The organism is Allocellulophaga tsushimaensis (assembly GCF_055383085.1).
The window spans coordinates 3,256,677-3,281,134 of the sequence record NZ_AP039451.1 but is presented as its reverse complement, the minus strand read 5'-3'; the positions used below and the strand labels follow the sequence as shown (position 1 = coordinate 3,281,134).

19 protein-coding genes and 1 tRNA gene are annotated in these 24,458 nt (G+C 33.3%); 4 read left to right on the top strand and 16 right to left on the bottom strand.

Annotation, left to right across the window (positions count from 1 at the left end):
- The first annotated feature begins 124 nt into the window (after window positions 1–124).
- Window positions 125–1,243, top strand: a complete 1,119-nt coding sequence (locus ACZ451_RS14255) for a GTP cyclohydrolase (protein WP_464213536.1) — start codon at window positions 125–127, stop codon at window positions 1,241–1,243.
- 264 nt (window positions 1,244–1,507) lie between these two features.
- On the opposite strand, the gene ACZ451_RS14250 is transcribed toward ACZ451_RS14255, so the two are convergent.
- Both ACZ451_RS14250 and ACZ451_RS14245 read right to left on the bottom strand, forming a co-directional pair.
- Complete coding sequence (locus tag ACZ451_RS14250; RefSeq protein ID WP_464213534.1) at window positions 1,508–2,701, bottom strand: DegT/DnrJ/EryC1/StrS family aminotransferase; 1,194 nt, start codon at window positions 2,699–2,701, stop codon at window positions 1,508–1,510.
- Window positions 2,702–2,730: 29 nt separating this feature from the next.
- Window positions 2,731–3,486: a sulfite exporter TauE/SafE family protein gene (locus ACZ451_RS14245; RefSeq protein ID WP_464213532.1), complete on the bottom strand. Its 756-nt coding sequence runs from the start codon at window positions 3,484–3,486 to the stop codon at window positions 2,731–2,733.
- A gap of 179 nt (window positions 3,487–3,665) precedes the next feature.
- Between ACZ451_RS14245 and ACZ451_RS14240 the strand changes: the two genes are divergently transcribed.
- Window positions 3,666–3,750 (top strand) — tRNA-Ser (locus tag ACZ451_RS14240).
- 449 nt (window positions 3,751–4,199) lie between these two features.
- On the opposite strand, the gene ACZ451_RS14235 is transcribed toward ACZ451_RS14240, so the two are convergent.
- From ACZ451_RS14235 to ACZ451_RS14205, 7 genes are all read right to left on the bottom strand, one after another.
- On the bottom strand, window positions 4,200–5,153 hold the full coding sequence (locus ACZ451_RS14235; RefSeq protein ID WP_464213530.1) for an SIR2 family protein: 954 nt from the start codon (window positions 5,151–5,153) through the stop codon (window positions 4,200–4,202).
- Window positions 5,137–5,964, bottom strand: a complete 828-nt coding sequence (locus tag ACZ451_RS14230; protein WP_464213528.1) for a hypothetical protein — start codon at window positions 5,962–5,964, stop codon at window positions 5,137–5,139. The genes ACZ451_RS14235 and ACZ451_RS14230 overlap by 17 nt, the downstream gene beginning before the upstream one ends.
- A complete protein-coding gene (locus tag ACZ451_RS14225) occupies window positions 5,964–8,114 on the bottom strand; it encodes a hypothetical protein (RefSeq protein ID WP_464213526.1) in 2,151 nt (716 codons plus the stop codon). Before ACZ451_RS14225 ends, ACZ451_RS14230 begins: the two co-directional genes overlap by 1 nt.
- Before the next feature lie 439 nt (window positions 8,115–8,553).
- Window positions 8,554–8,841, bottom strand: coding sequence for a hypothetical protein (locus ACZ451_RS14220; protein ID WP_464213524.1), 288 nt, complete (start codon window positions 8,839–8,841; stop codon window positions 8,554–8,556).
- Window positions 8,842–8,918: 77 nt separating this feature from the next.
- Window positions 8,919–9,518 carry a hypothetical protein gene (locus ACZ451_RS14215; RefSeq protein WP_464213522.1) on the bottom strand — a complete coding sequence of 200 codons (600 nt, stop codon included), beginning with the start codon at window positions 9,516–9,518 and terminating at the stop codon, window positions 8,919–8,921.
- A 286-nt stretch (window positions 9,519–9,804) separates the two neighbouring features.
- Window positions 9,805–11,067, bottom strand: coding sequence for a type II toxin-antitoxin system HipA family toxin (locus tag ACZ451_RS14210; protein WP_464213520.1), 1,263 nt, complete (start codon window positions 11,065–11,067; stop codon window positions 9,805–9,807).
- Between the two features lie 3 nt (window positions 11,068–11,070).
- Complete coding sequence (locus ACZ451_RS14205; RefSeq protein ID WP_464213518.1) at window positions 11,071–11,334, bottom strand: helix-turn-helix domain-containing protein; 264 nt, start codon at window positions 11,332–11,334, stop codon at window positions 11,071–11,073.
- 457 nt (window positions 11,335–11,791) lie between these two features.
- Between ACZ451_RS14205 and pta the strand changes: the two genes are divergently transcribed.
- Entirely contained in the window at window positions 11,792–13,879 is a 2,088-nt protein-coding gene (pta, locus tag ACZ451_RS14200) for a phosphate acetyltransferase (RefSeq protein WP_464213516.1), read from the top strand.
- Between the two features lie 6 nt (window positions 13,880–13,885).
- Window positions 13,886–15,070, top strand: a complete 1,185-nt coding sequence (locus ACZ451_RS14195) for an acetate/propionate family kinase (protein ID WP_464213514.1) — start codon at window positions 13,886–13,888, stop codon at window positions 15,068–15,070.
- A gap of 204 nt (window positions 15,071–15,274) precedes the next feature.
- On the opposite strand, the gene ACZ451_RS14190 is transcribed toward ACZ451_RS14195, so the two are convergent.
- The 7 genes from ACZ451_RS14190 to ACZ451_RS14160 all read right to left on the bottom strand — a co-directional run bounded on the left by ACZ451_RS14190 (window position 15,275) and on the right by ACZ451_RS14160 (window position 24,410).
- Window positions 15,275–17,926, bottom strand: a complete 2,652-nt coding sequence (locus ACZ451_RS14190; protein ID WP_464213512.1) for a GH92 family glycosyl hydrolase — start codon at window positions 17,924–17,926, stop codon at window positions 15,275–15,277.
- A gap of 1 nt (window position 17,927) precedes the next feature.
- Window positions 17,928–19,133: a CaiB/BaiF CoA transferase family protein gene (locus ACZ451_RS14185; protein WP_464213510.1), complete on the bottom strand. Its 1,206-nt coding sequence runs from the start codon at window positions 19,131–19,133 to the stop codon at window positions 17,928–17,930.
- A 10-nt stretch (window positions 19,134–19,143) separates the two neighbouring features.
- On the bottom strand, window positions 19,144–19,914 hold the full coding sequence (locus tag ACZ451_RS14180; protein ID WP_464213508.1) for an SDR family NAD(P)-dependent oxidoreductase: 771 nt from the start codon (window positions 19,912–19,914) through the stop codon (window positions 19,144–19,146).
- Window positions 19,915–20,015: 101 nt separating this feature from the next.
- On the bottom strand, window positions 20,016–21,362 hold the full coding sequence (locus ACZ451_RS14175; protein WP_464213506.1) for a sugar porter family MFS transporter: 1,347 nt from the start codon (window positions 21,360–21,362) through the stop codon (window positions 20,016–20,018).
- Window positions 21,363–21,419: 57 nt separating this feature from the next.
- Entirely contained in the window at window positions 21,420–22,487 is a 1,068-nt protein-coding gene (locus ACZ451_RS14170) for a lactonase family protein (protein WP_464213504.1), read from the bottom strand.
- Window positions 22,484–23,257, bottom strand: coding sequence for an enoyl-CoA hydratase/isomerase family protein (locus ACZ451_RS14165; RefSeq protein ID WP_464213502.1), 774 nt, complete (start codon window positions 23,255–23,257; stop codon window positions 22,484–22,486). The genes ACZ451_RS14170 and ACZ451_RS14165 overlap by 4 nt, the downstream gene beginning before the upstream one ends.
- Window positions 23,241–24,410 carry an ABC transporter substrate-binding protein gene (locus ACZ451_RS14160; protein ID WP_464213500.1) on the bottom strand — a complete coding sequence of 390 codons (1,170 nt, stop codon included), beginning with the start codon at window positions 24,408–24,410 and terminating at the stop codon, window positions 23,241–23,243. The genes ACZ451_RS14165 and ACZ451_RS14160 overlap by 17 nt, the downstream gene beginning before the upstream one ends.
- Window positions 24,411–24,458 lie beyond the last annotated feature (48 nt).

The window sequence follows — 24,458 nt, the reverse complement described above, 5'->3', positions numbered from 1 at the left end:
CTAGCGGAGCAGCTAAACTTATAAACCCTATAAACTTCTAAAAACAGTATCCAATAAACTTTTAAACTTTTGTTTTTATGTTTTGAATTAATATTACTACTATTGTTTAACAAAAACGCAATAGATGATTACGGTTAAAGAAGTTACTACTTCATCAGATTTTAAAAAATTCGTAAAATTTCCATTTTCACTGTATAAAGATTCTCCATATTGGGTTCCTCCTATCATAAATGATGAATTAGAAACTTTTAATAAAGATAAAAACCCCGCTTTTAAAAGTGCAAGTGCTTGGTTTTTTCTGGCTTATAAAAATAATACACTAGTGGGTAGGGTTGCTGCAATTGTAAATCATATTGAAGTAACACAGCAACAAGTTTCTAAAATGCGTTTTGGATGGTTTGATTTTATTGATGATGATGAAGTTTCTAAAGCTTTATTAGAAAAAGTTAAGGAAATTGGAGCAAAGCATGAGTTGAGCTATATGGAAGGACCTGTCGGGTTTTCTAATTTAGATAAAGTTGGAGTACTTATAGAAGGTTTTGATCATATCGGGACTATGATTACTTGGTACAACCACCCCTATTATGCAAATCATTATGAAAAGCATGGTTTTATAAAGGAGAAAGAATATATGGAGAATAAATTTCCATTTTCAAATGCGAAAACGGAGCATTTTGAAAGAATAAATGAATTGATCAAAAAAAGATACCAATTAAGGCCTTTAAATTTTACAAAAACTAAAGATGTAATGCCTTGGGTAGATCAAATGTTTGCTCTTTTTAATGCTTCCTATGCAAGTCTATCTTCTTTTGTTCCAATTACTGCTATTCAACAGGAATATTTTAAAAAGAAATACATTAGCTTTATAAACCCAGAATACATCAAATTTGTGGTAGATAAAGATGATAATTTAGTTGCTTTTTCTATTGTAATGCCATCCTTTTCTAAAGCTTTACAAAAAGCAAAAGGAAAATTATTACCCTTTGGTGCTTTCCATTTATTAAAAGCCAAAAAAAATAGTAAAGATGTGATTTTCTACCTCATAGGTGTTCATCCAGATTATCAAAACAAAGGAGTTACTGCTATTATTTTTAACGAATGTTACAAAACTTTTAAAGCTAAAGAAATAGAAACTTGTATTAGAACACCAGAATTAGAAGACAATATCGCTATAAAACAAATTTGGAAGCATTTTGGTCCTATTGTTCATAAAAGAAGGAGAACTTATAAGAAAAACATTTAAGAACTCTAGTATTCAAATAAAAAGTATTAAACCCAAATTTCTTTAAAAAGAAGAATGAGCTCAACTTATATTTTTGAGTACATGGTACAGACTGATCAACTTAAATTAGCATCAATTTCTACACCCCTAAAGTCCCCTCAAGGGGACATTACTTTTAAAAAAAGGTATAAACTTAATGACAAGTTCTGGATCCAATAAAAATTATCAGCCTAAGAATTTTTCCTTCAAGATCCCACCAAAAAAGTGAGATGAGTTCAACTAACTTTATACATGCTCTTTAATAATACTCGCCATCTTATCTGCTCTTTCTTGTACTTCTTCAACTGTCCAACTTAATTTAATTAAGCAAGATATCGTTCTAGACATAATAGCATCAGAAGCCGAAAAATTAGTGGTTTTATAGGTGCTTAATTGCTTTTGTATTGCTTCAGAATAAGGCGTTAAGCTTTTAGCTTCTTTTAAATGGTCCCATTTGCTATGGTAATGCCAATCGTTATCAAACCAATAAAAAGAAGCATCTACTCCATTTGCTAAAAAATCTGCGTGCACTTTTTTAGTGATTTCTTTAGTAGGTAAAAAGAAATTTAAAAAAGCATAACTCTGCTCCCCTCCTTCAGGTATTTTCCTGAAAATAACTTCAGGTATTTGTTGTAAAGCAGTTTCTAAAACAATATAGTGTTTCTTTTGTATCTCAAGGAAATGGTCTAAACGTTTTATCTGTGCTAGTCCAACCGCTGCATGCAATTCTGAAATTCTATAATTATATCCTAAAAAAGGATGCTTATCTGCACCTCTATTTGCACCTCCAGAATGGTCGTGCCCATGATCTGAATAATGGTCTGCATTTTTATAAAACTGAGGGTTATTGGTAATTAAACCACCGCCTTCACCACAGGTAATTGTTTTTACATAATCAAAAGAAAAACAACCGATAGCGCCTATACTACCCAATGGTTTTCCATGGTAAGTGCCCCCAATAGCTTGGCAGGCGTCTTCTACAATAAGAATATGATGTTTTACAGCAATACGATTTAAAGCATCTAAATCTGCCATAGCACCACACATATGCACGGGCATAATCACTTTTGTTTTAGGGGTAATCGCTTTTTCAACCGCATTTGGATCTAAGGCAAGTGTTTCGTCTATATCTACTAATACCGGGATCGCTCCAAGGGCTAAAATAGACTCAAAAGTAGCTACAAATGTAAAGGTTGGCATAATCACTTCATCACCAGCACCAACGCCAACACTAGCCAAAGCTACCGTTAAAGCTGCTGTACCACTACTTACCAATTGGGCGTGTTTTACCTGCATTCGTTCGGCCAATGCCTTTTCAAGTTCTACGGCTTTCCAATCGGTACGTGCCCCATCAAAACCATAGCGCATTAATACGCCTGAGTCTAAGACTTCATTTACTTCTTTTCTTTCTTGATCCCCAAACAATTCAAAACCAGGCATAAACCAATCGTATTTATTTTTACGTGAAATTAATTAAAAAACCACAATTTTAGCGCCATTAGGCCAACCATTACTATTAAAAATATTTTAATGTAGGCATCTCCTTTTTTTACGGCTATTCTACTGGAAAACCAGGCTCCAGATGCATTGCCGATAGCTAAGATGAGTCCTATTTTCCAATTTACTTTATCATTATAAACAAAAACAGCTAAGGCAGAAAGCATGTAAGCAAAAACTACAGCTACTTTAGTCACATTAGCTCTTAAAAAAGTCATATGATTAAAAAAGTGAAGGAATAATATCATAATAAAACCAAGACCCGCATTAATAAATCCGCCATAAATTCCAAAGAAGAAAAAAGCTAGCATTCCTATCCATAAATGCTTTCCTGTGGTTCTTTCTTTGATATAGGTTATTGTAGTTTTTGGCTGGAATAAAATGATTAGAATCACTGCTACCATTATTATAGCAAGGATTTTATTAAATACCGCTCCGTCTATATCCACAGCAATTCTGGCACCTAAAATAGCACCTAACAAAGCAGAAATTCCTAAGTAAAGACTAAATGGATAGGTAGAAACACCTTTACTTTTAAAACCCGCTATTGCCGTAGCCGTCTGGAATACAATAGCCACTCTATTGGTTCCATTGGCTACGCTGGGTGGCAGCCCTAAAAAGATGAGTATAGGCAATGATAGTAAGGAACCGCCACCAGCAATGGTATTGATAAAACCAACAGCAAAGCCTACACCTATTAAAAGTAGGTAATGATACCATTCTTCCATAGGGGCAAAAATAAGCCCAAAAAAGAATAAATAAATTAAGATTCTTTTAGAGAATATAAAAAAAGCTTATTATATTTGCACCCGCATTCAGGGAATACCTGATGAGGCACTCAGGAGAAATGGCAGTCCCGATAGCTATCGGGAGGTCAAAGCGGTAAAAACCGCACTCCACATTTTAAGGAGAAATGGCAGAGTGGTCGAATGCGGCAGTCTTGAAAACTGTTGAGGGTCACACCTCCGGGGGTTCGAATCCCTCTTTCTCCGCAAAAGAAACCCATAACGGAAACGTTATGGGTTTTGTGTTTTCAGTAGCGTCGAAAGTATACTTTCGTAAGTGACTGGAAATACAAAACCGACAAAGCATCGCTTTATTTGGGTTTTATGCTTGCCAAGGATTCCTCCTTTGGGATCATTACAAATAATCCCTCTTCTCCGCTTAGAGCAAAGCTCGATTTCTGAATAGAAATCGGGCTTTTTCTTTTTACGCACGTTACAAGCTCGCTTGTATAAGTATGTGAAAAGAAAAAGCAATGAGAATGGGATAGCAGACTCGGGCTTTATTGTAAGGTGTGGAGATGGTAGGGATCAACATAGTTCATCCCTCTTTCTCCGCGAAAAAAAAACCTTAACTATCTAATAATGATATTATTAAGTTTTTTTCTTTTTAAATACTGTACGATTACTGTACGATAAATAAATTTTATTTCTGTTATTTAAAATCTTGCTGCCTGTGTTATTTTAAAAATAACCTCAGGAACTTCATAATCTTTACACTTTATAGTTATTATACCATAATCCTTTAATAAATCTTTTTCTTGTCTTTCGTCAATATGCAGAGTCTTCCCGTGAAGCTCAGTTAATTGAATAGAAAAACCAAAAGGAGTGTCTCTCAAAAACTCATCTGGGGTATTATCTAGATACCATTTAGTTTTTAATTCTTCAATTTCAGGAGATAAATCTTTAACTAAAGTTTCATAAGAAGCTCCTACCGATAAAAAAGTTGACCTTGTTAGTAATGATTTTAACTTTTGCATTCTAATACCATCTCTTTCCCTTATATTTCCATTGAACTCTTTTTCAGTAAAAACAATAGTACTACTCTTTTTACCCATATTAGATTTAGGATGAGGAAGGTATCCGTGAATATGAAAGATTGAACAATCTTCATTCATATCCATTGCACTTTTATTAAATTCAGTATTGACGTTTAATCCTAATACATTTAAATACCAATTTAATAAATTATCAAAATTATAAGTTATTACTTGCTTTACACGCCCTTTATAATTTCCAATAAATAAAGAAGTTAAAGCTGTCATCATTGGGTGATGAACAGTTTCTAAATTTAAATCTAGTTTTGAATATAATTCACGTGCTACCTCCTCTAGATACTTGTTATTATCTAAACTAGATTTAAATCTTTCTGATATATATTTTAAATCAAGTTCATCCGCTTCTTTAACTAAATCATTAATCTCAGATTTGTTAGATGCTTTACACAAACCTGTAACCAAAGAATACCACGAAGGAAGTCCAAGAGCCATAGATACACCCGCTCCTGTAATTAAAGATAGTTTACCTTGTTTTAATAATTCCCCAGCAGCAGCTATACAAGAAGTTGTATTGTTCTTTAGATAACTGTAGTCATTTTTAAATATATTCGACATTCTCTAATACTTTAGACACTGACCTATTTTTAATTGTCAATGTGCTTATATTCTTTAAATAAAGAAACATTTCGTTTATTAAAGCAACTGATTTTTCATAATCAGTTTTTTGTAAATAATAGCGAAAATTTCCTTTTTGGTCAAAAGCCACTGTAAATTGCCCTTTATTTTTAGAATCTAATATTTCTAACCTTCCAGCCAAATGTTCTATTTCAAATAAATTAGTTTGAACTAAATGGTTATAAACATCAGAATCTAAAGGGTCAGTACCTTTTAGGTAAACATGAGAAGCTTTAGATATAGATTTTTCATCTTTCATACCTGTATCCCCAATATTTTTAAAAATCAATGCAGTATATTTTACTATATTTACTAAGAGGTCTGATTGAATATTTGCCTTACTATTATTATTTCTAATTCTCATATAATCAACGATTTTATGAAAGTCAATACCAATAGATGTTACATCTTCATTTCGTTGTAAATCACTTGTTAAGTACTGTAAAATTTTATAAGGATAACTTATGCTTAGTATATCTCTATCTTTAACTTTTATTATAGTTATAAAAAGAGAATAAGAGTAATAGCTTTTTCCTTTATGGTAAAACTCTTTCATTGCTGATTGTTCTCCAAATTTATTCTTTAATGATATTGGTAACAGGTAATTATAAGAATAATTATTTTTATGAGATATTTTTTTACAAAATTCTGGCTTAAACCAATCAAAAATTTCTGGTAAACTTTCAATGCCTTTAAGACGAATATCCTCATAATATTCCAAGTAGTAGTGGTGATTTAAAAATATATCCATTATATAGAACTTATGATTAATAACAGTCTCGAAGATAAATATTGCATATTATTTACCTTATCATAATTTAAAATTGCTTTATGAGTATTTTCCAAAATATAATAAAATTTTGAATCTATTTCTCCAAAAGGCCAATCGTTAATATCGGTATCATAGACAAATGGTGCCTCCTTATCATGAAAATTACCTATCTCATCCAAAACATTACCATCTCCATTTTTAATACCTTCAGTGTTTGGATATGTCAAAAATTGAAATGAATAATCCGATAAACAAAGACAATTACAAAAACGAAAATAAAATTGGTCTTCATTTTCTAAAATAGCTAAATCCTTTATGATTTGACTAAATATTGAAGACCTACTCTCCAATTCTTTAAATATCTTATTTAGCTCAAAAAATGCTTGAACCATCCTCTCATGAGGAGTTCCTCTTTTAGTTAATGAGATTATCAAAAGGCTTCTTAATATATACTGGCTTGAATCTTTTTTTACAACAGGTTGAGTTATCCAAGAAAGCCATATACTTCTTATATATAGATTAAAATTTGACTTATAAATATAAAAGAAGTCTAAAGAATGAACAAAAATTTCATTAATCTCCCAATATTGTAAATTTAAATGGCTATTCATTTCATAAGAAGAATATGAATTATACCCTTCATCCAACTCCGAAGTTAATTCAATTACTGATTGTCTACCTAAAGATCCTAATCGGTTTGTGGAATCAAGATAGTTAGTTATAGCTATTTGACCTAACTCTTTAACATTATAATTTTTTTTACCCAGCTCGTAAATATCTTCTTGAAGATTCATCCATTCGCTATGAACTTTGGCAAGGTCTATATTTTGAACAATGTGTTGTATTAAATATTTAACATGACCATGTATGATTTCATGGGTATAATTTACTAAACTCCATTCATTAGATGCAGCTGAGATAAGAACTTGTAGAGCGGAAGTCGCAAAATATCTATATTCTTTAAAACCTAATCTTGCGCTATAATAACCAATTCTAGTAAAAGCAGTTTCTTTATCTTCAATATTTCGAATCTCCATTTGATAATCTTCGAAATTTGCATCTTTTCTCCATTCATCTGGGTCATGATTGGAAGAATTAGAAAAAGATAAAGTGTTTTTACCATTAAACTTAATGGAAAGCAACGAAGGTGCATCAAGAGTTTCTAATCTAGTAGAAGTCAGAAAAATTTCAAGTTTATCCAACATAACAAATAAACTTCTTGTGGCACAACCTACACCTAAAAGTTTATATTCTGAAATTTGACTAGGATTTTTGAGAATAGGAGGGACACCACTAAAATATTGGCTTTTAATATAAACTAAAGAGGAGTTTATTTGAACAAGTAAGGCTATAGTATCAGATTTCACTTCATTCTTCTTTAAAACAAACTCATGTTTATTATACCCTTTCTTCTTATGTCTTTGATAAAGTGGCGAATCAGGATATAAATTATCATCATCCAAGATATAGTATAAGTCTTCTAAAACCTCTAAAGTAAAATGACTAGTTAATTTTGAAATTTTATCATGCGCATATGGAGAAAATTTTTCAGATGTTTCTAATAAATCATTTGATATATTTTGAAATTCTCGTATTAAAAATTTTATATCTTCTGGTATTGATTCAGGAATGGGTTTAAAAGTTAACAAAGACTCTACCCTCTCTTTAATATTTAGAAAGGAAAAATCCTCAATCTCTTGTTTTTTGTTTATGTACCATTGTTCTTTTACATAAACAAAATATTTTTCCAAAAAATCTTCTAGATTAAAGTCTTTATCACATAGCAATATTATTGAACTCAAGCCAATAGTAAAATATGAAGTGAGGGATTTATTGTTTTTTGATTTTAAATATTGAACAAGTTTTAAAGGATTGTCGGGAAAACAAAATGATAATAACTTATCTTCTAAATTATTGTCGTTTGTACCTGTTATTTTAAATAATGGTGAAGACAACAAAGATTGTCCTTGTTCCTTTTTTTCTTGCTCTTTGGTTATTAATACTGAGCAACCCCTGTAAATATCATTTTGATTAATTGGAGTAATTGCATTTAGATAGCAATTAATAGGAAAATTATAGTTGATTTTATTCTTCGACAATTTCTTTTCGTATTTCTTTGGTTGTCTCATCAAAGATAATACGATATTTTGAGTTGCCTGAACGCTTGTTATCAACACCCATACTACTAATTTTCCTATCTGAATGTTGTGGAGAGGTTAAACCGTAGCCCTCATGCGTCTCGTCATAAACAGGTCTAGGCGTACCAACGCCTCCGAATCTCTTGAGTTCGAATAGTCTAGACTGTAATATGTATTTAAATTGTGGCATTTTTAACGGGGTGCAAATATATACATTTATTTTAAAATAAACTAATATTAATAAAAACAAAAATAAACAGTTGTAAACATAAATGACTATTTAAAAATAGTCAATTTCTGAGGTAAAACGTCATTTTTCTTCGAAAAATTGTTTTTAGTATCATATATCTTACACTATTATATAATCTATAACTTACTCACAGTATTTTTCTCCTAATAATATCCCATAAAGATTATCCCTATTAGAGGATTACGATGAATTAACTTTCATAATCTTAACCCAGCTAGAAGTTGTTTTATAATATCTTAAAATTTGACACAAGTATCCTGCATAACCGTCTCTACGTGTACCATCATCAACTACGGTTACATATAATACATTGGCATCTGTAATAATCGCATCCTTAATCTTTGGCTCTTGTTTAATCTCTTCTAAAGCTTTTACATTGTTTATGTTATCAAGTGGCTTTTGTGTTTCTCCACAACTAGTTAATAAAACAATAAAAAAAGAAGTAAATATTATTTTAACTTGTTTCATATTGGTTATTTTATTGTTAGACCTATTTAATAAACTTTAGCACAAGCTTCTTTTAAAGAGTGTCAAACTATTAAGAATTAGCTAGAAGTTTCTTGTATTATTTTTTCAATCTTTTTAGCTATACTTAGTGATTGAACACTTCGTAAAGCAAAAATTGCTAAAGCAAATGGAATAAAGCTTAGAATTAATAAGGGAACAAACTCTTCTATATTATCCTTAAAAAGGATAGTTATTAAAAAAAGAGATACAAGCCATATAATAAATAGTATTAGGCTTATCTTACTAAAGATACTTTCAAATATTCTTTGAGCTTTGGTTAGTTTTACATTTAGTGTAGCTCCTTTTTTATCTAGATGAGGTCTTATTGTATTGATTTGATGCCAGTTGTAGTCCAAACCTAATTTGTTTTTTAAATCGATATACTTATTTATAGTTTTTACATTTGTTTTAATACCTGTTTGCACATAAAAATATGTCTCAGTTATATCAGGTAAGATAAAATCATCTTTAAACTCTGCTTTTTTATATTTATCAAAAAGTTCTAAAGCCTCCGAAGCATAAACTAATTTTCTGGTTTTTCTTAATTTGTAATATTTTATTAATTCAGTTAGAGGCTCTTTTAATAAAGCACCTAATACAAGTGTAACGATTGGGATGTAAATTTTTAAGTTTTCCATTATTAATATATTTAAAGTTATTTACGATAAAAGTAGTCTTATAACTTAAAATATATCTTGTTAAATAATTTATATATCACTACTCAAAACCAATCTTAGTCTCCTCCATTGTTAGCTCATTTTTATTCTCAGTCTTTTCAAAAAGACCAGATTTCATTACTATTATAACTTGATTAAAAAATACCAACGCAAGCACTATCGTATTGGTGTTGATAAATCTCCTATCGTGCATAGGGTACTAGAGTATTCAGAATAAATCTCATCCCTATACTCATACTATTTACCATTATTTTATTCTCTTGATTTCTTTTTGAATTGCTTTGATGATATGCTCATCGATCTCTAATTCCCTAGCGACCTCTTTCCATCTTGGAATCAAAGCCTGCACCTCTGCTACAATCCCTTTGGGGTTTTTAATAGCAAACTCTTCTGCAATAGCCAATACATTTTTTATTGTAATCGCTGTACGTTTTCCGTTTATAGACAAAGCTCTAGAAGTGGTTTTAAAGGTAAATAATGGATTAAGTGCATAGGTTAAATCGTATGCAGGGGCTAAATTCCATTTGTTTTCTTCTTTGTTATAGATAAAACTATGGTTTTTTAAATGGTCATCTACGTTTCTAAATACAACATTGAATACCATACGCTTAAAAAGCTGTTGCAAATCTTTATGTGGTACTTCTAGTCCTAATGCTACCTTGAAAACATTTTCATACGATGAATTTTCTGGTTGGCTTTTAAAATCCCAACCCGTTAAACCGGTTACGGTTAATACATGCTGTTTTTCTCCATGTTGTCTATCATAGCGAAGCGTAGCAAAATGCTTATTTTCAATCAGTTTAGAAGGCATCATGTCAATACCTGCCTCTTTCGCTAACAAATAATAAGCATATTCTACTTTTTCTTTGTTGTAGCCATCGTTATCATCAAGGTGTAGCTTGACTAGATAGTGGTTGTATTCGTTGCTAGTCTCTCTGTCTCCTGCTATAATTGCTCCTGTTTCCTTATGCTCTGAGATTAAAATTTTTGGCCTAGCGCCACCAGCTGAAGTTCCTATTTTAAAAACGTTCAGTAAAGACAATTCATCAAGAGTTGCTCCAGAGGTATTCTCTTTTAGCTTTAACACTTTTTCTAAGATCGTAATGACTTCATCGATATTAATAGCTGCTGTATTGGGTAGTTCTTTAATTGGTTTAAATTCCAAGGCTCCCATACCACGATCTGCTACATAGGCCAATTGTTCTAATGGTGTCACTTTTTGGATCCCTCTAGCTGTTAACCATTCTTGAAAAATAATATTCCCAAAAGTATCTGGCAGGGAATCGGCTATCATAGGTGGTAAACCTTGAAAGGTATCTTGTTGGTATTCTGTAAATACCTGTGCAGATTTGTTACGTTTAAAAATAAAGGGAAAGAACTTTGAATATTTTTCCGAGTCTAAGAATTCAGGATGGTATTGAAAAAAAGATTTACTCTGGTCTATATCATAACCTAATTTTCCAATTTCTTGGCCAAAAGCAAAAATCGCTATGATATTATCTTTAGCCATAAATTAATACAGTGAAATGTTGTTTTGATTACTAATGCCCTTATCTATTTCTTTGGTTATATCTGCCAATAATCCAAAATGATTGGCTACTTTTAAAACAGTATCGAGTGTAGCATTTTTTCCATTCTCTATATTTTGAATAGTGGTGCTTGAGACATCAAGCACCTCTGCAAGTTCATCTCTAGATAGCTTATTTGATTTACGAAGTGTTTTACACACTTCTCCAATTTTGATCTTTACCTCTTTTATTGTGGTTACCTCCAACATAAAATACCATTATAATGGTTAAATATATACATTTTAATTCATATTTACCATTATAATACTAAATATATTGTTTTATAGTAGCAGTATTCTGAGCAGTATACTTTGAAAATAAAGGGATTCAATTTTAGTAAATTTTCCAAAAAGCATCAATATTTAATACTTTTCTCGAAAGTTTACTATAATCTGCTCTTAAAATTTAATTTAGACTCATTTATATGAATTTGTACACTCAGCTTGGATGAACCACTTAAAAATACTTAAACTTTTGTCAAAAAAGAGGCAAATTCGGTGTCATTAAATTTTAAGAGTTATTTTAAGTCCTGTAAATACTGTAAAATTAAGAATTTAGATAATCCCTCTTTCTCCGCTCAGCGCAAAGCCAAATTTTTATTAAGAAATCGAGCTTTTTCTTTTGCTCAAATCTGTATCTTTATCAATATAAAACTACTACTATATTATGACAAAAGCCCTTTATGTTGCCACCTTAGAATCTCATAGTGGCAAGTCTTTAGTTGTGCTAGGTTTAATGCAACTTTTACTTGGTAAAATGGCAAAAGTAGGCTATTTCAGACCTGTGATAGATGATATTAAAGCTGGTGGAATAGACAATCATATCAATACTGTCATCTCACATTTTGGCTTAGACATCCCCGTAGATGATGCATATGCTTTAACCCAAAGTCAGGTGGTAGATATGTTTAACGATGGAAGACAGGGAGACATTCTAGATACTATTATTAGCAAGTACAAACAGCTAGAAGCGCAGTTTGATTTTATTCTAGTAGAAGGAAGCGACTTCTCTAGTGATGGAAGTATCATTGAATTTGATTTGAATATAGATATTGCTAAGAATCTTGGTATTCCTGTTATTTTAATAGACAATGGAAAAGGCAAAACTTTAGAGGAATTTTGTGGTAACCTGGAATCGGCTGTCAATACTTATCTTCAAAAAGATATCGAAATTATTGGTGTTGTAGCTAATAAAGTTCGTCCTGAAAATGTAGACCTAGTCAACAAAAGACTTGAAATAGAATTAAAAGATAAAACTGTTGCTTTTACGGTACCTAGAGTTAAGAATTTATCACATCCTACGCTCCATGAAATTTTAGAAACTCTTGATGGAAAAGTGCTTTTTGGTGAAGAAAACCTAGACAATCAGACCGGAAGCTTTGGTGTGGGTGCTATGCAATTGCATAATTATATAACTCATCTGCGTGAAAATAGTTTGGTGATAACTCCAGGAGATCGGTCCGATATTATTCTTGGTGCTTTACAGGCGAATCTTTCGGATAACTATCCAACAATTTCAGGTATTGTACTCACTGGAGGAATTCTCCCTGAGCCATCCATTTTAAAATTATTGGAAGGTTTTGAAACACATGTTCCTATCATTTCTGTACAACAAGGTACTTTTGATGCCACCAATGCTGTAGGTAATATTAAATCTAAGATTTATGCCAAGAGTAAGCAAAAGATTGCTACTTCTATAACACTTTTTAATGCTCATATTAATGGTGAATTGTTGTTAGAACGATTAAAAACTTATGATCCTAAGGGGATTACCCCCAGAATGTTTCAGTATAATCTATTGCAACGCGCTAAAGAAAGTAAAAAACATATCGTCTTACCAGAAGGGAAAGATCCCAGAATTATAGAAGCAGCAAGTGAGCTAAGTGCTTTAGGTATTGTTGATATTACACTGTTAGGAAATCAAGAACAGGTAGAAAAGAAAGCAATGCAGTTAGGTTTTGATATTTCTCACTTAAATATCATTAATCCTGCAACTGCTAAAAATTTTGAAAGTTATGCAAGCACTTTTTGTGAGTTAAGAAAGCATAAAGGCGTAAATATGGATGTCGCTAGAGATACCATGCTAGACGTTTCTTATTTTGGTACAATGATGGTCTATAAAGGTGATGCAGATGGAATGGTTTCTGGAGCAATACACACTACCCAACATACGATACGCCCTGCACTACAGTTTGTAAAAACCAAACCTGGTATAAGAGTAGTATCCTCTGTATTTTTTATGTGCTTAGAAAATAGAGTTTCTGTTTTTGGAGATTGTGCTATAAATCCTAACCCAACGGCTGAGCAGTTAGCAGAAATTGCTATCTCATCTGCAGTTTCTGCAGAAGGCTTTGGGATAAAAGCTAAAATTGCGATGCTCTCATATTCTTCTGGAAGTTCTGGAAAAGGGGAAGATGTAGATAAAGTGAGAAAAGCAACTGAAATTGTAAAAAATACACATCCTCATTTACAAATTGAAGGCCCAATACAATATGACGCGGCAGTTGACCCCTTAGTAGGCAAAAGTAAACTTCCCGATTCGGAAGTTGCTGGGCAGGCCTCTGTTTTGATATTTCCAGATCTTAACACTGGTAATAATACCTATAAGGCTGTACAAAGAGAAACGGGTGCGTTAGCTATAGGTCCAATGCTACAAGGACTCAACAAACCAGTAAACGATTTAAGTAGAGGCTGTACAGTTGAGGATGTTTTTAATACGGTAATCGTGACTGCTATACAAGCACAAGAAAGTTAAATCATTATGCAAATTCTTATTATTAATTCAGGAAGTTCTTCTATAAAATTTCAAGTGATTAAAATGCCTTCCGAAGAAGTTATTTGTAAAGGTTTAGTAGAACGCATAGGACTCAAAAACGCAGAAATACATTATGAATCTAAAGGAAAATCTCATTCGGAGGTACAATCATTATCCAATCATCAAGAAGGATTAGAGGCGATTACTGATGTATTGATGCACAATGAAATGGGCGTTTTAAAACACACAGATGAAATTGCTATTGTAGCCCATAGAGTTGTACATGGCGGAAACCGCTTTGACCAACCTACTAAAATAGATGAAACCGTTTTAGCAGAGATAGAACGTTTGACTTCTTTAGCGCCACTGCATAACCCTGCAAATGCAGCAGGAATAAAAGTAGCCACCAGTATTTTTAAAAATGCAAATCAAGTTGCTATTTTTGATACCGCCTTTCATCAAACACTTCCTGAAAAAGCGTATCGGTATGCCATGCCAAAAACGCTTGCAGATAAACATCATATTCGTGTATATGGCTTTCATGGTACAAGCCATAAATATGTTTCTGAACAAGCTACTGCATATCTAAAAAAACCATCAAGTAAAATCATTAGCATTCATTTAGGAAATGGTTGCAGCATTACGGCTGTAAAAGATGGTAAGAGCATAGATCATTCGCTTGGCTTTGGACCTTCAAACGGACTTATAATGGGCACTCGAAGCGGAGATATCGATCAGTCAGTAGTTTTTTATCTTATGGATAACTTAGGACTTTCTTCCCAAGAGGTAAATCAGTTATTACAAAAACAAAGTGGACTTTTGGGACTTACTGGGTATTCCGATCTACGTGAAATACAAAATGAAGCGGAAAAAGGAAATATAGATTGTCAACTAGCACTTTCTATGACTGCTTATCGTATCAAAAAATTTATAGGGAGTTATATTGCAGCTCTTAATGGTGTAGATACCATACTATTTACTGCTGGTATTGGCGAAAATTCAAGTATACTTCGTGCTATGGTTTGTGAAAATATGGAGGCATTAGGTATTCAAATTGATGTTAAAAAAAATATCCAAAAATCGTCTCATATTTTAGAGATTCAGCAAGAGGATTCCGAAATAAAAATCCTAGTCATCCCAACCAATGAAGAATTGGAAATCGCAAAACAAAGCTATAAATTAATGAAATAATAGCATCTATAAACTGGAGTCGTTTTCTTAGGGTAGCACTTAAAAAACAAGGATTTTCACATCAGATATTTTATATAGATTTCCACTTTTGTAACTATTCCAAATTAATATTTTTCATCCATAACTGTCACAAATACTATAAAAATGAGAATTTGGATGGTTACTCTTTTTTATTTTAGAAGTGTAGAGAATTATATTCACCCTTCAATTTTCCAATCCCCAACTTTTATTAGGTTCTGGGCCCATTTCAAAAACAAGCTCCCCTCCTGCCATTAGCGTATCATGATGAAGAGTACTAGAATTGTAGGGTTTTCCATTTAGTGTGGCAGATTGGATATAGCTGTTTTCTCTAGAATTATGATTTGCTATTATAGTAAACACTTTTCCGCCACCAACGTCTATAGCAGCTTTATCTAAAACAGGGCTACAAATCTGATAGGTGGGACTTCCGGGAAGCGCTGGATAAAAGCCCATAGCTCCAAAAACATACCAGGAAGAGACTTGTCCGCAGTCATCATTACCCGGTAAACCACCTACATCATCAAAATAATATTTAAATAAGATGTCTCTAACTACTTTTTGTGTTTTCCATGGCGCACCTATACTGTTATACATAAACGGAGCATGCATCGAAAATTCGTCTCCTACGTAGTACATATCTTTTTCAAAAAACTCATCTAAATAGGCTTCTAATTGAGTATTACCACCCATAAAACCTGCTAAACCAGGAATATCATGCGGTACTAAAAGGGTATGGTTTTTATAGTATAACTCGGTATCTAAATCTGTTCCTCTTGCCCAAACGCTAATGGTTTTATCATAAGGTGCTAGCCATTCTCCATTTAGTTTTTTACCTCTTACCAATCCAGTTTCTTTATCTAGCACATTGCTATAACGCTTGGAGCGTTGCATAAACTCGTCATATGTATCATTTTTACCTAAAGCTTTTGCCATTTGCGCAATACAGTAATCATCATATGAAAATTCTAATGTTCTAGCTACGGGTTCTCCATAAAAGCCATAAACATCTGCTGGGACATAGCCAATGCTATTAAACTCTTCTATACCAACACGACCAGAAAACCCACGATTTCCTTTTTCTGATGCATTTTTAAGCATGGCTTTAAAAGCCAAATCGGTATCAAAGCCTCTAATCCCTTTTATATACGCATCTGCAATTACGGCATCTGCATGCGTACCCATCATAATACTTCTATAATGCGGGTTAGGCCATTTAGGAAGCCAACCACCTTGTTGGTAGGCATTCAGCATTCCATTAATTACATTAGTCGTTTCTTCTGGTTTTATAATCACCCAAAGTGGATGTAAGGACCTAAAGGTATCCCAAATAGATAAATCGGTATACATCGCCGTTCCTTGGTGCACTTTATAATCAAATGGACTAAAATACCTACCATTTTCATTTAAGTTTCTTGGGTTTACAAAACATTTGGTTAAAGCCGTGTAAAAAATAGCTTTATCTGTTTCTGTGCCTTCTACTTGAATTTTATTTAGCTCATTCTCCCATATAGTAGCTCCTTTGGCTACTGCCCTGTCAAAATCAAAATAAGGAAACTCTTCTTCCATATTGGCTCTAGCTTGTGCGATATCTATCAAAGAAGTGCTTACTTTCATCTTTACTTTTTCTCCTGCGGTAGTAGGGAAAGTTACATAAACGGCATTTCCGTCAACTCCTTTAAGTGCCATTTGTTGGCCTAGTTTAGGATCTACCGCCACTGGTTCTGTGCATCTAAGATGCATCTCTGTAGTTGCCGAACCATCATAATATTCAATACGCAAATTGTAAGTTTCGCCTTTTGTAAGATGCGTGGTATATTTATTTGTACCTGTTGCCCTATACATCCATTTATCAATCACCATTTTATCATTAATGTACATTCTGGTGCCATCTTTGGTGGTTAATTCAAAGGTATGTTCACCAGTATGTCTTGGCACAACCGTAGCACGATACTCCACCGAAAAGAAATCTGCTTTAACACCTTCTGCTGGTTCTTTTAACCAATCGTAATTTAGTGCTTTATAGTTGACCAATACAGCTGGTTTTCCCTGTAGTTTATCATTATTATAGTATTTTGCTTTAAATCCATTAGGCACTAAATCTTCATCCATTACTTTGGGAAGCATATCTACATTATAAACTTCAAACTTTTTCTCAAATTTAGCGACAAAATGATTTTTAAAATGCCCTGCAATAACCGTATAGCCTTCAATCTCATTACGTTCTGGGATCACTTTATAATTTCCCGGTACAAAAACGCCATCAAAAACAACAGAAGATGCGTCTGACTCAGGGTAGGTAAATTGAAAAAAAGCAGTTTTAGCCGCGGCAGTAAATTCTGCTTTTATATTATAATCATCTAAATGAACGGCATAATAATGGGGTTTAGCAATTTCACTAGCATGCTTAAATTTGGAAGCACGTTTTTCTGCATCAATAACGACATCCCCAGTTAAAGGCATTACAGACATCGGACCCCAATCGCCAACTACAGCTCCGTTTGGGTATCTGGTGCCCCTAAAGCCTTGTATTTTTTCTTGGTCGTACCAATAGGGTACAGGAACTGTAATAACTCTATCCGTATATGTTGCCGTTTGCGGTGTCCAATGCGTTAATGCAGAAGGGTTCCCAACAATTGGTGACACATAACCTCTGGGTTCTTCTGCTTCAGTTACCGTTACATCTGCAATACTTGGTGAGGTCCCTACACGGGTATCTACATAACTCAAATATTCTTTTTGATCTGTATCACCTTTATCCTTACTACCTTCTTTACAGCCAATAAGTACTGCTAAAAATAAAATTATGCTACTGTATTTTAAGACAACGTTTATCATATTAGTTACTTTTTTCAATACTGATAATATTATCTGATTCAAATTTTTTAATTTCTTCGTTAGTATATCCTATCTCTGCAAGGATATCTGCACCATGCTGACCAATTAAAGGCGAAGGCATTCTAATTTTACCTGGAGTCTCACTCATGGTAAAAGGAATATTAGTCATTTTTAACTTGCCCGCTTTAGGATGTTCTACCTCAACAAAAGTATTGTTATGCTTTACTTGCGGATCATGCTCTACTTCTTCCTGATTGTTTACTTTTGCAACCCATAGGTCTAATGCCAGCATAATCTCTAGCCACTCCTCTGTTGTTTTTGTTAGCGTGATTTTTTCTATAATCCCATGGATTTTATCGCGTTCATCAAAAAGGACTTGGGGATCAGCATATTGCATTAGCGATTCATCTCCAAGTGCTTGTATCAATTTAGGCCAAGGGCTCATGGCAATAGTTAGGTATCCATCGCTTGTTTGATACATGCCAAAAGGCGCACCGTTTCCAGGATGACCAATTTTAGATTCTGGTCTTTCAAAACTAGTCCCTAAATTCTGAATGGTAAAATAATCTTGCATTTGAAATGCAATAGCTGAAGACAACAAGTTTGTCTTTATTTCCTGTCCCTTTCCTGTTTTCTCCCTGTAGTACAAGGCTGCTAAAATTGCATAAACTGAATTTAAGCCATTGACTTGATCACACAATGCAGTACCAATAGCTACAGGTCCATCAGATTTTTTACCGCTGGTCATTATTGCTCCGCTAACGCTTTGCACAAGTAAATCTTGCCCCGGCCTTGTTAAATATGGACCATCTTCTCCCCAGCCACTTGCAGAACAATAAATAATCCCAGGATTTATTTTTTTAATTTCATTATATCCGTAGCCTAGCCGTTCCATTACACCTGGGCGAAAATTTTCTACTAGAATATCTGCTTCTTTAGCTAGTTTGTAAATGATCTCTTTCCCTTTTTCGGACTTCATATCAATGGCCAATGAACGCTTATTTCTATTCCATGCCATAAAACAAGGTGACTCATCTCCCGCTATCCATTCATTAAAAAAAGTCATCCCACGGTAGATATCTCCACTTCCGTTTCGTTCTATTTTAATAACATCTGCTCCTAAATCACCTAGCATTTGAGTAGCAAAAGGTCCTTGTAACAGTTGCGAAAAATCTAATACTTTTACACCATCTAAAGCTTGATCCATAATTTCTATTTTATAAATATCTTGGTAGTGTACTAAGCCCACCATCTACTTTAATATCTTCTCCTGTTATAAATGTTGATTCGTCTGAGGCTAAAAAAACTGCCGTCATAGCTACTTCTTTAGATGTTCCCATACGACGCATCGCTGACTGATTTTCGCTCTTTCTTAAAAATACTAGCCCTTCCTCTTTAATTCTCCTTTCATTTAAAGGGGTAAGAATAGCTCCCGGAGAAATACTATTGCACCTAATATTATCTACCCCAAACTGACCCGCTACTTGAGTTGTCATAGAAAGCATTGCCCCTTTGGCACTAGCATAAGCAGTCCAATCATCCCAACTGCGATGTGCTTGTACTGAAGAAATATTTATAATACTCCCCGTTTGTTTTTGTTGCATATGCGGTATTGCATATTTTATGCCTATAAAAACGCTTTTTAAATTGGTCTGCATTACTGTATCCCAATCTTCCTCTGGCATTTTTGCGATGTTGCCACTAATAGCAACAGCCGCATTATTAACTAAAATATCTATTTTACTACATACTTTTATGGTGTAATCAATGGCACTTTTTATGTCTTTTGAAATGCTAACATCGCACTTATAACCATATACCGTAGCACCGCTTTCTTTAAGCTTATGTGCTTCTTCATTGCATTTATCAATATCAATATCACACATCACCACCATAGCACCTTCTCTAACAAAAGCCTCACTTGTTGCTAAGCCTATACCATTTGCTGCCCCAGTAATGATAGCTACTTTACCTTTTAATCTATTCATTTCTATTTTTTTTATTCGATAATCGAGAATTAAAATGCTTAGACGCTTGCGTCAAAATTCAATGTTAACTTTCCTTTTAATGCCTTGTGGCTTTCCACAGTTTATTTACTTAGCCAATAATTTTCTATTTCTTCTAATGTCTTTCCTTTGGTTTCTGGGAGAAATTTTCTTGCAATATAAAAGGTTGGCAAACAGAAAATAGCAAACAACCAAAAAACACCAGATTCCTTAATATTGGTTTGCAACCAAGGAAATACTTGAGCAACAACTGTATTAGCAATCCATAAAGCTAATACTGCAATAGACATTGCCCGTCCTCTAATTTTTGTAGGATATAATTCTGATAATAATACCCAAATTACGGGTCCGTAAGAGAATGCAAAACCAGCTACAAAAGTTAGAATAAAAAGCATTTTTAACTCCATCATTGCATCTATATAAAACATCAATCCAACTAAAAATAATGATATGATAAGGACTGTAACTCCAGAGTACAATAACTTTTTTCGCCCAATTTTATCGATGGTAAAAATGGCGATAAAAGTAAATAGCACATTGATGATACCTATTAATACTTGTCCTTTAAAGGCTAAATCTGCATTAGCACCTCCAGATTGTAAAATACTATTCCCATAGTACATAATGGCATTAATACCACTAGTTTGTGTTAAAATTGCCAGCGCCGCTCCAGCTATAATGGCGATACGAATTCCTTTATTTTTAAAGTAATTCTTTGCTTCACTATTTGGTGTGTCTGTATCTGTACTACCATCTGTTTTAATTCCGTACTGACTCATAATTTTATGCGCTTTATCTTCTTTCCCTTTAGATAGTAGCCACCGAGGCGATTGCGGAATAAAAAATAGTAATAATAGAAATATCAGTGCCGGAATGGTTTCTGCACCTAACATTCCACGCCATTGTTCCCCTATAAAAATTTTATTATACAGACCTATTTCAACTTCATTTGTATTGGCAAAATCTTGAATAAAAGCATTAGATAAAAAAGCCATAAGAATACCCATCGTAATAGCCAACTGATATAAAGAGGTAAGCATTCCTCGTTTTTCTTGTGGAGCAATTTCTGAAATATACATAGGCGATAACATTGATGCCACACCTACTCCAACCCCACCAAGCAAACGGGAGATTATCAATACCGTAAAATCACTTGCTATAGCACAGCCAATGGCAGATAAGCTAAATAGAATGGCACTTAAAATTAATGCACGTTTTCTCCCAAAGGTATCACTTATAAACCCAGCTGCAATTACTCCAAAAACACAACCTACTAAACCAGAACTTACATACCAACCTTGTAGCACATCGTCTAATCCGTATTGTACTTTTACTAGGTCTGTTGTACCAGAAATTACTGCAGTATCAAAACCAAATAGAAATCCTCCTAGAGCAGCTACAAAAGCTAAAAATGCAATATTGTTTTTCATGATTTCTTGGATTAATGCTTCTTTTTATTAAATTGAAATAGTGTCATTTTCATAGCTTCAACTTGTTTGAGTATAATTTAAAAAGGAAACACAAACGGGCGATAAAATTTCTTTTGTTCGGTACTGTTCCTCTAATGTTCCATCTTCCCGAATGGTATATACAACAATATCATGTGAATTTTGGTGACATGCAATTAACCATTCGCCATCTGGACTAATATTAAATTCTCTTATTTCTTTTCCTTTGGTGTATTCATAAGTGATTAATTCTAAACCATCTCCATCAATCTTAAAAATACTGATCAGGTCTGCTCCTCTATGTGCAGCATATAAAAACTGTCCGTTTGGGTGTATTCGTATGGCAGAAGCACTTGGTATTCCTTTATAATCTTGGGGTAAAGAAGCTATAGTTTGCAACTCTTTAAATACAGTATCTTCTTTCTTTAAGATGGAAATATTTCCCGATAATTCATTTAAAACGTACCCAACGTATCCTTCTACATTAAAAACCAAATGACGTGGCCCACCTCCTTTTGTTACTTTAATATCTTTTATTTGATTTGGGGTGAGTTCACCATTTTTAAATTGATAAGCTTTTATCATATCTATCCCTAAATCACATACATATATATCTTTTTGATTAGGGTGAATGACTATCTGATGTGCATGTGGTCCTTCTTGTCTCTCTGCATTGATACTCGTTCCTGTATGCTGATAATTTTTAAAAGCAGCTGTTAAATTTCCATCAGAATTTACTGGGTACTGTATTACATTACCTGATCCATAACAGGCTACTAAAACACTATTTTTATAGCTGTTGATATGACAGGGCAATCCTCCAGGTATCCCTTGCTGATTACAGAATTCTAATGAAAAGTCAGCTTTTATTTTATAACTTTTTACCTGTGGCGTTTTAGTTTCGTCTAGTTCTGTATGAGCATATAAAAATTTAGTATCATCACTCAGCACCAAATAACTAGGGTTGCGAATCATTTCTGTATGCAGCACTTTTAATTCACCCGTTTTCGTATTTAATTCTACGGTGTAAATTCCCCTGCCTATTCCTCCAAAACCAGGAACAATTTCTTCTGTATAACTACCAATAAAAAAAGTTAAGGTATTCATGTATTGTTTTTATCAATAAAATTTTGAATTGCTTTCTTTGCTTCTGGACTGTAAAAAAGATTGGTTACTGTTTCGCCTTCTACTGTAATTTTGTCTTTAAAAGGAATAGGTTTTAAACTTAACTGCACCAATTTTTTTAATTCTTTAATAGCGCCAGAAGGTCTTCTACTTAATTTTTGTGCAAAATTGGTAACAGACTCTTCAAATTCTTCTACAGGGTATACATAATTTACCACCCCCCAATCTTGCATTGTTTTTGCATTATATTGTCCGCCTGTAAACAAAAGTTCTTTTGCTCTATTCGCACCCATTTTCTGAATTAAACGTTGCGTACCACCTCCTCCAGGCACAAGATTTAAAAATACTTCTGGCAAACCCATTTTTGCTGTTTCAGACGCTAAGATCATATCACAAGATAGGGCAATTTCAAAGCCACCACCAAGTGCAAAACCGTTAATAGCCGCTATCCAAGGTTTTGGTGCGTGTTCCACTGCAGCGTATAATGCTATTCCTCTATCCTGAAAAGCTTTAAATTGTTCTGGAGTTTGGCTCCCATATTCTTTAATATCAGCACCCGCCATAAATGCCCTCCCTTTTCCTGTAATTATAGCGACATGAACTGCATCGTTTGCATTTAAACTATTAATACCGTCAATGATTTCATCCATCATTTCTCTGTTCATAGCATTGAGTTGGTCTGGTCTATTAAAAATAAGCCTTCCTATGGTACCTTTGATTTTTACTAGTATGTGCTTATAATGTGTCTTCATAGCGAACAATAGATTGATAGAATTCGTTTAAATTTTTCATTAAAATAGTAGGAGAAACATTTTTTACAAGTCCATTATGCAATAGGTCAGCTCCTTGTTCTTGAAAATGATTCCAACCCACAAATTGTTGCCGTACATAGGCATTTTTCAGTGTTTCTAATGTGTCTTTAAAAAAATTAGCACACAGTTTATTATTAAGCTCACTTTGCCAAGCTTTAAGATTTCCCGGTTGACCTCCATTTTGAGTAAAAACGCCTTCTTGTATTTTAGCACTTGCTGTAAATCTAACGTAATCTACCGCAACATCAACATGTTTGGTTTTTGAGGAAACAGCTAAACCTACACCTCCTAAAATGGTTGAAATAGCATGTTTAGGATTTTTTGGACTATTGGTAAAGTGTATGATGTTTTTTGCATACCCCACTCTTGAATAATTTGTATAACCAAATAAATAGGGTGCATAAACCATTTCGTCACTTTCCGCCATATGGTCTAAAACCTGAATAGGATTCATATGAAGTGAATCTGGATGTAGATACTCTAAATGTTGTTTTAATTCTTCTAAAACCTGAATTCCTATAGTTGTATTTATTACTCCTTTATTGATGAAATTTCTACCAGCATCCTGAGCACAAAGTGTTAAAAAGGAACACCATAGATCTGTAGGACATAGAGGCCAGGCTACTTTATATGCTTTAGGCAATTTTTTATAAAAATTGAATAAATCTGCTCTGGTTTTAGGTACATTTAATGCTAAATCTGTTATGATATCTTTTCGTAATGCAGCTACCAAAGCGGCAACATCTATTGGCAATGCAAATAACTTATTTTTATAAAAATAAGAACGGAAGCTTGGCCCAACCGACTCCTTTTCCAATTGATCCAACTCACTTTTTAAAATTTTATCTTCTAATGAAAGAAGTAAAGTATTTTCATGTGCCTGTCCCATATACGGATGATCTACGGTAATTAAATCATAAATATCTATTAAATTTTCAATGGGCATGTCACCAAAATCTTTTAAAGAACGAACATCCCAAGTTATACTTACCTCAGGGTGTATTTTTGCATATGCTTTTGAGGTAGCTTTTAGAGGTTCATAGCCTCTTGGATGATCCCAAGCAATACCTCGTAAAATGGTTTTGTTGGTCATCTTATAAAATTAATTTTGTTTTTTTAACTGTAAAGAACACATAATTAT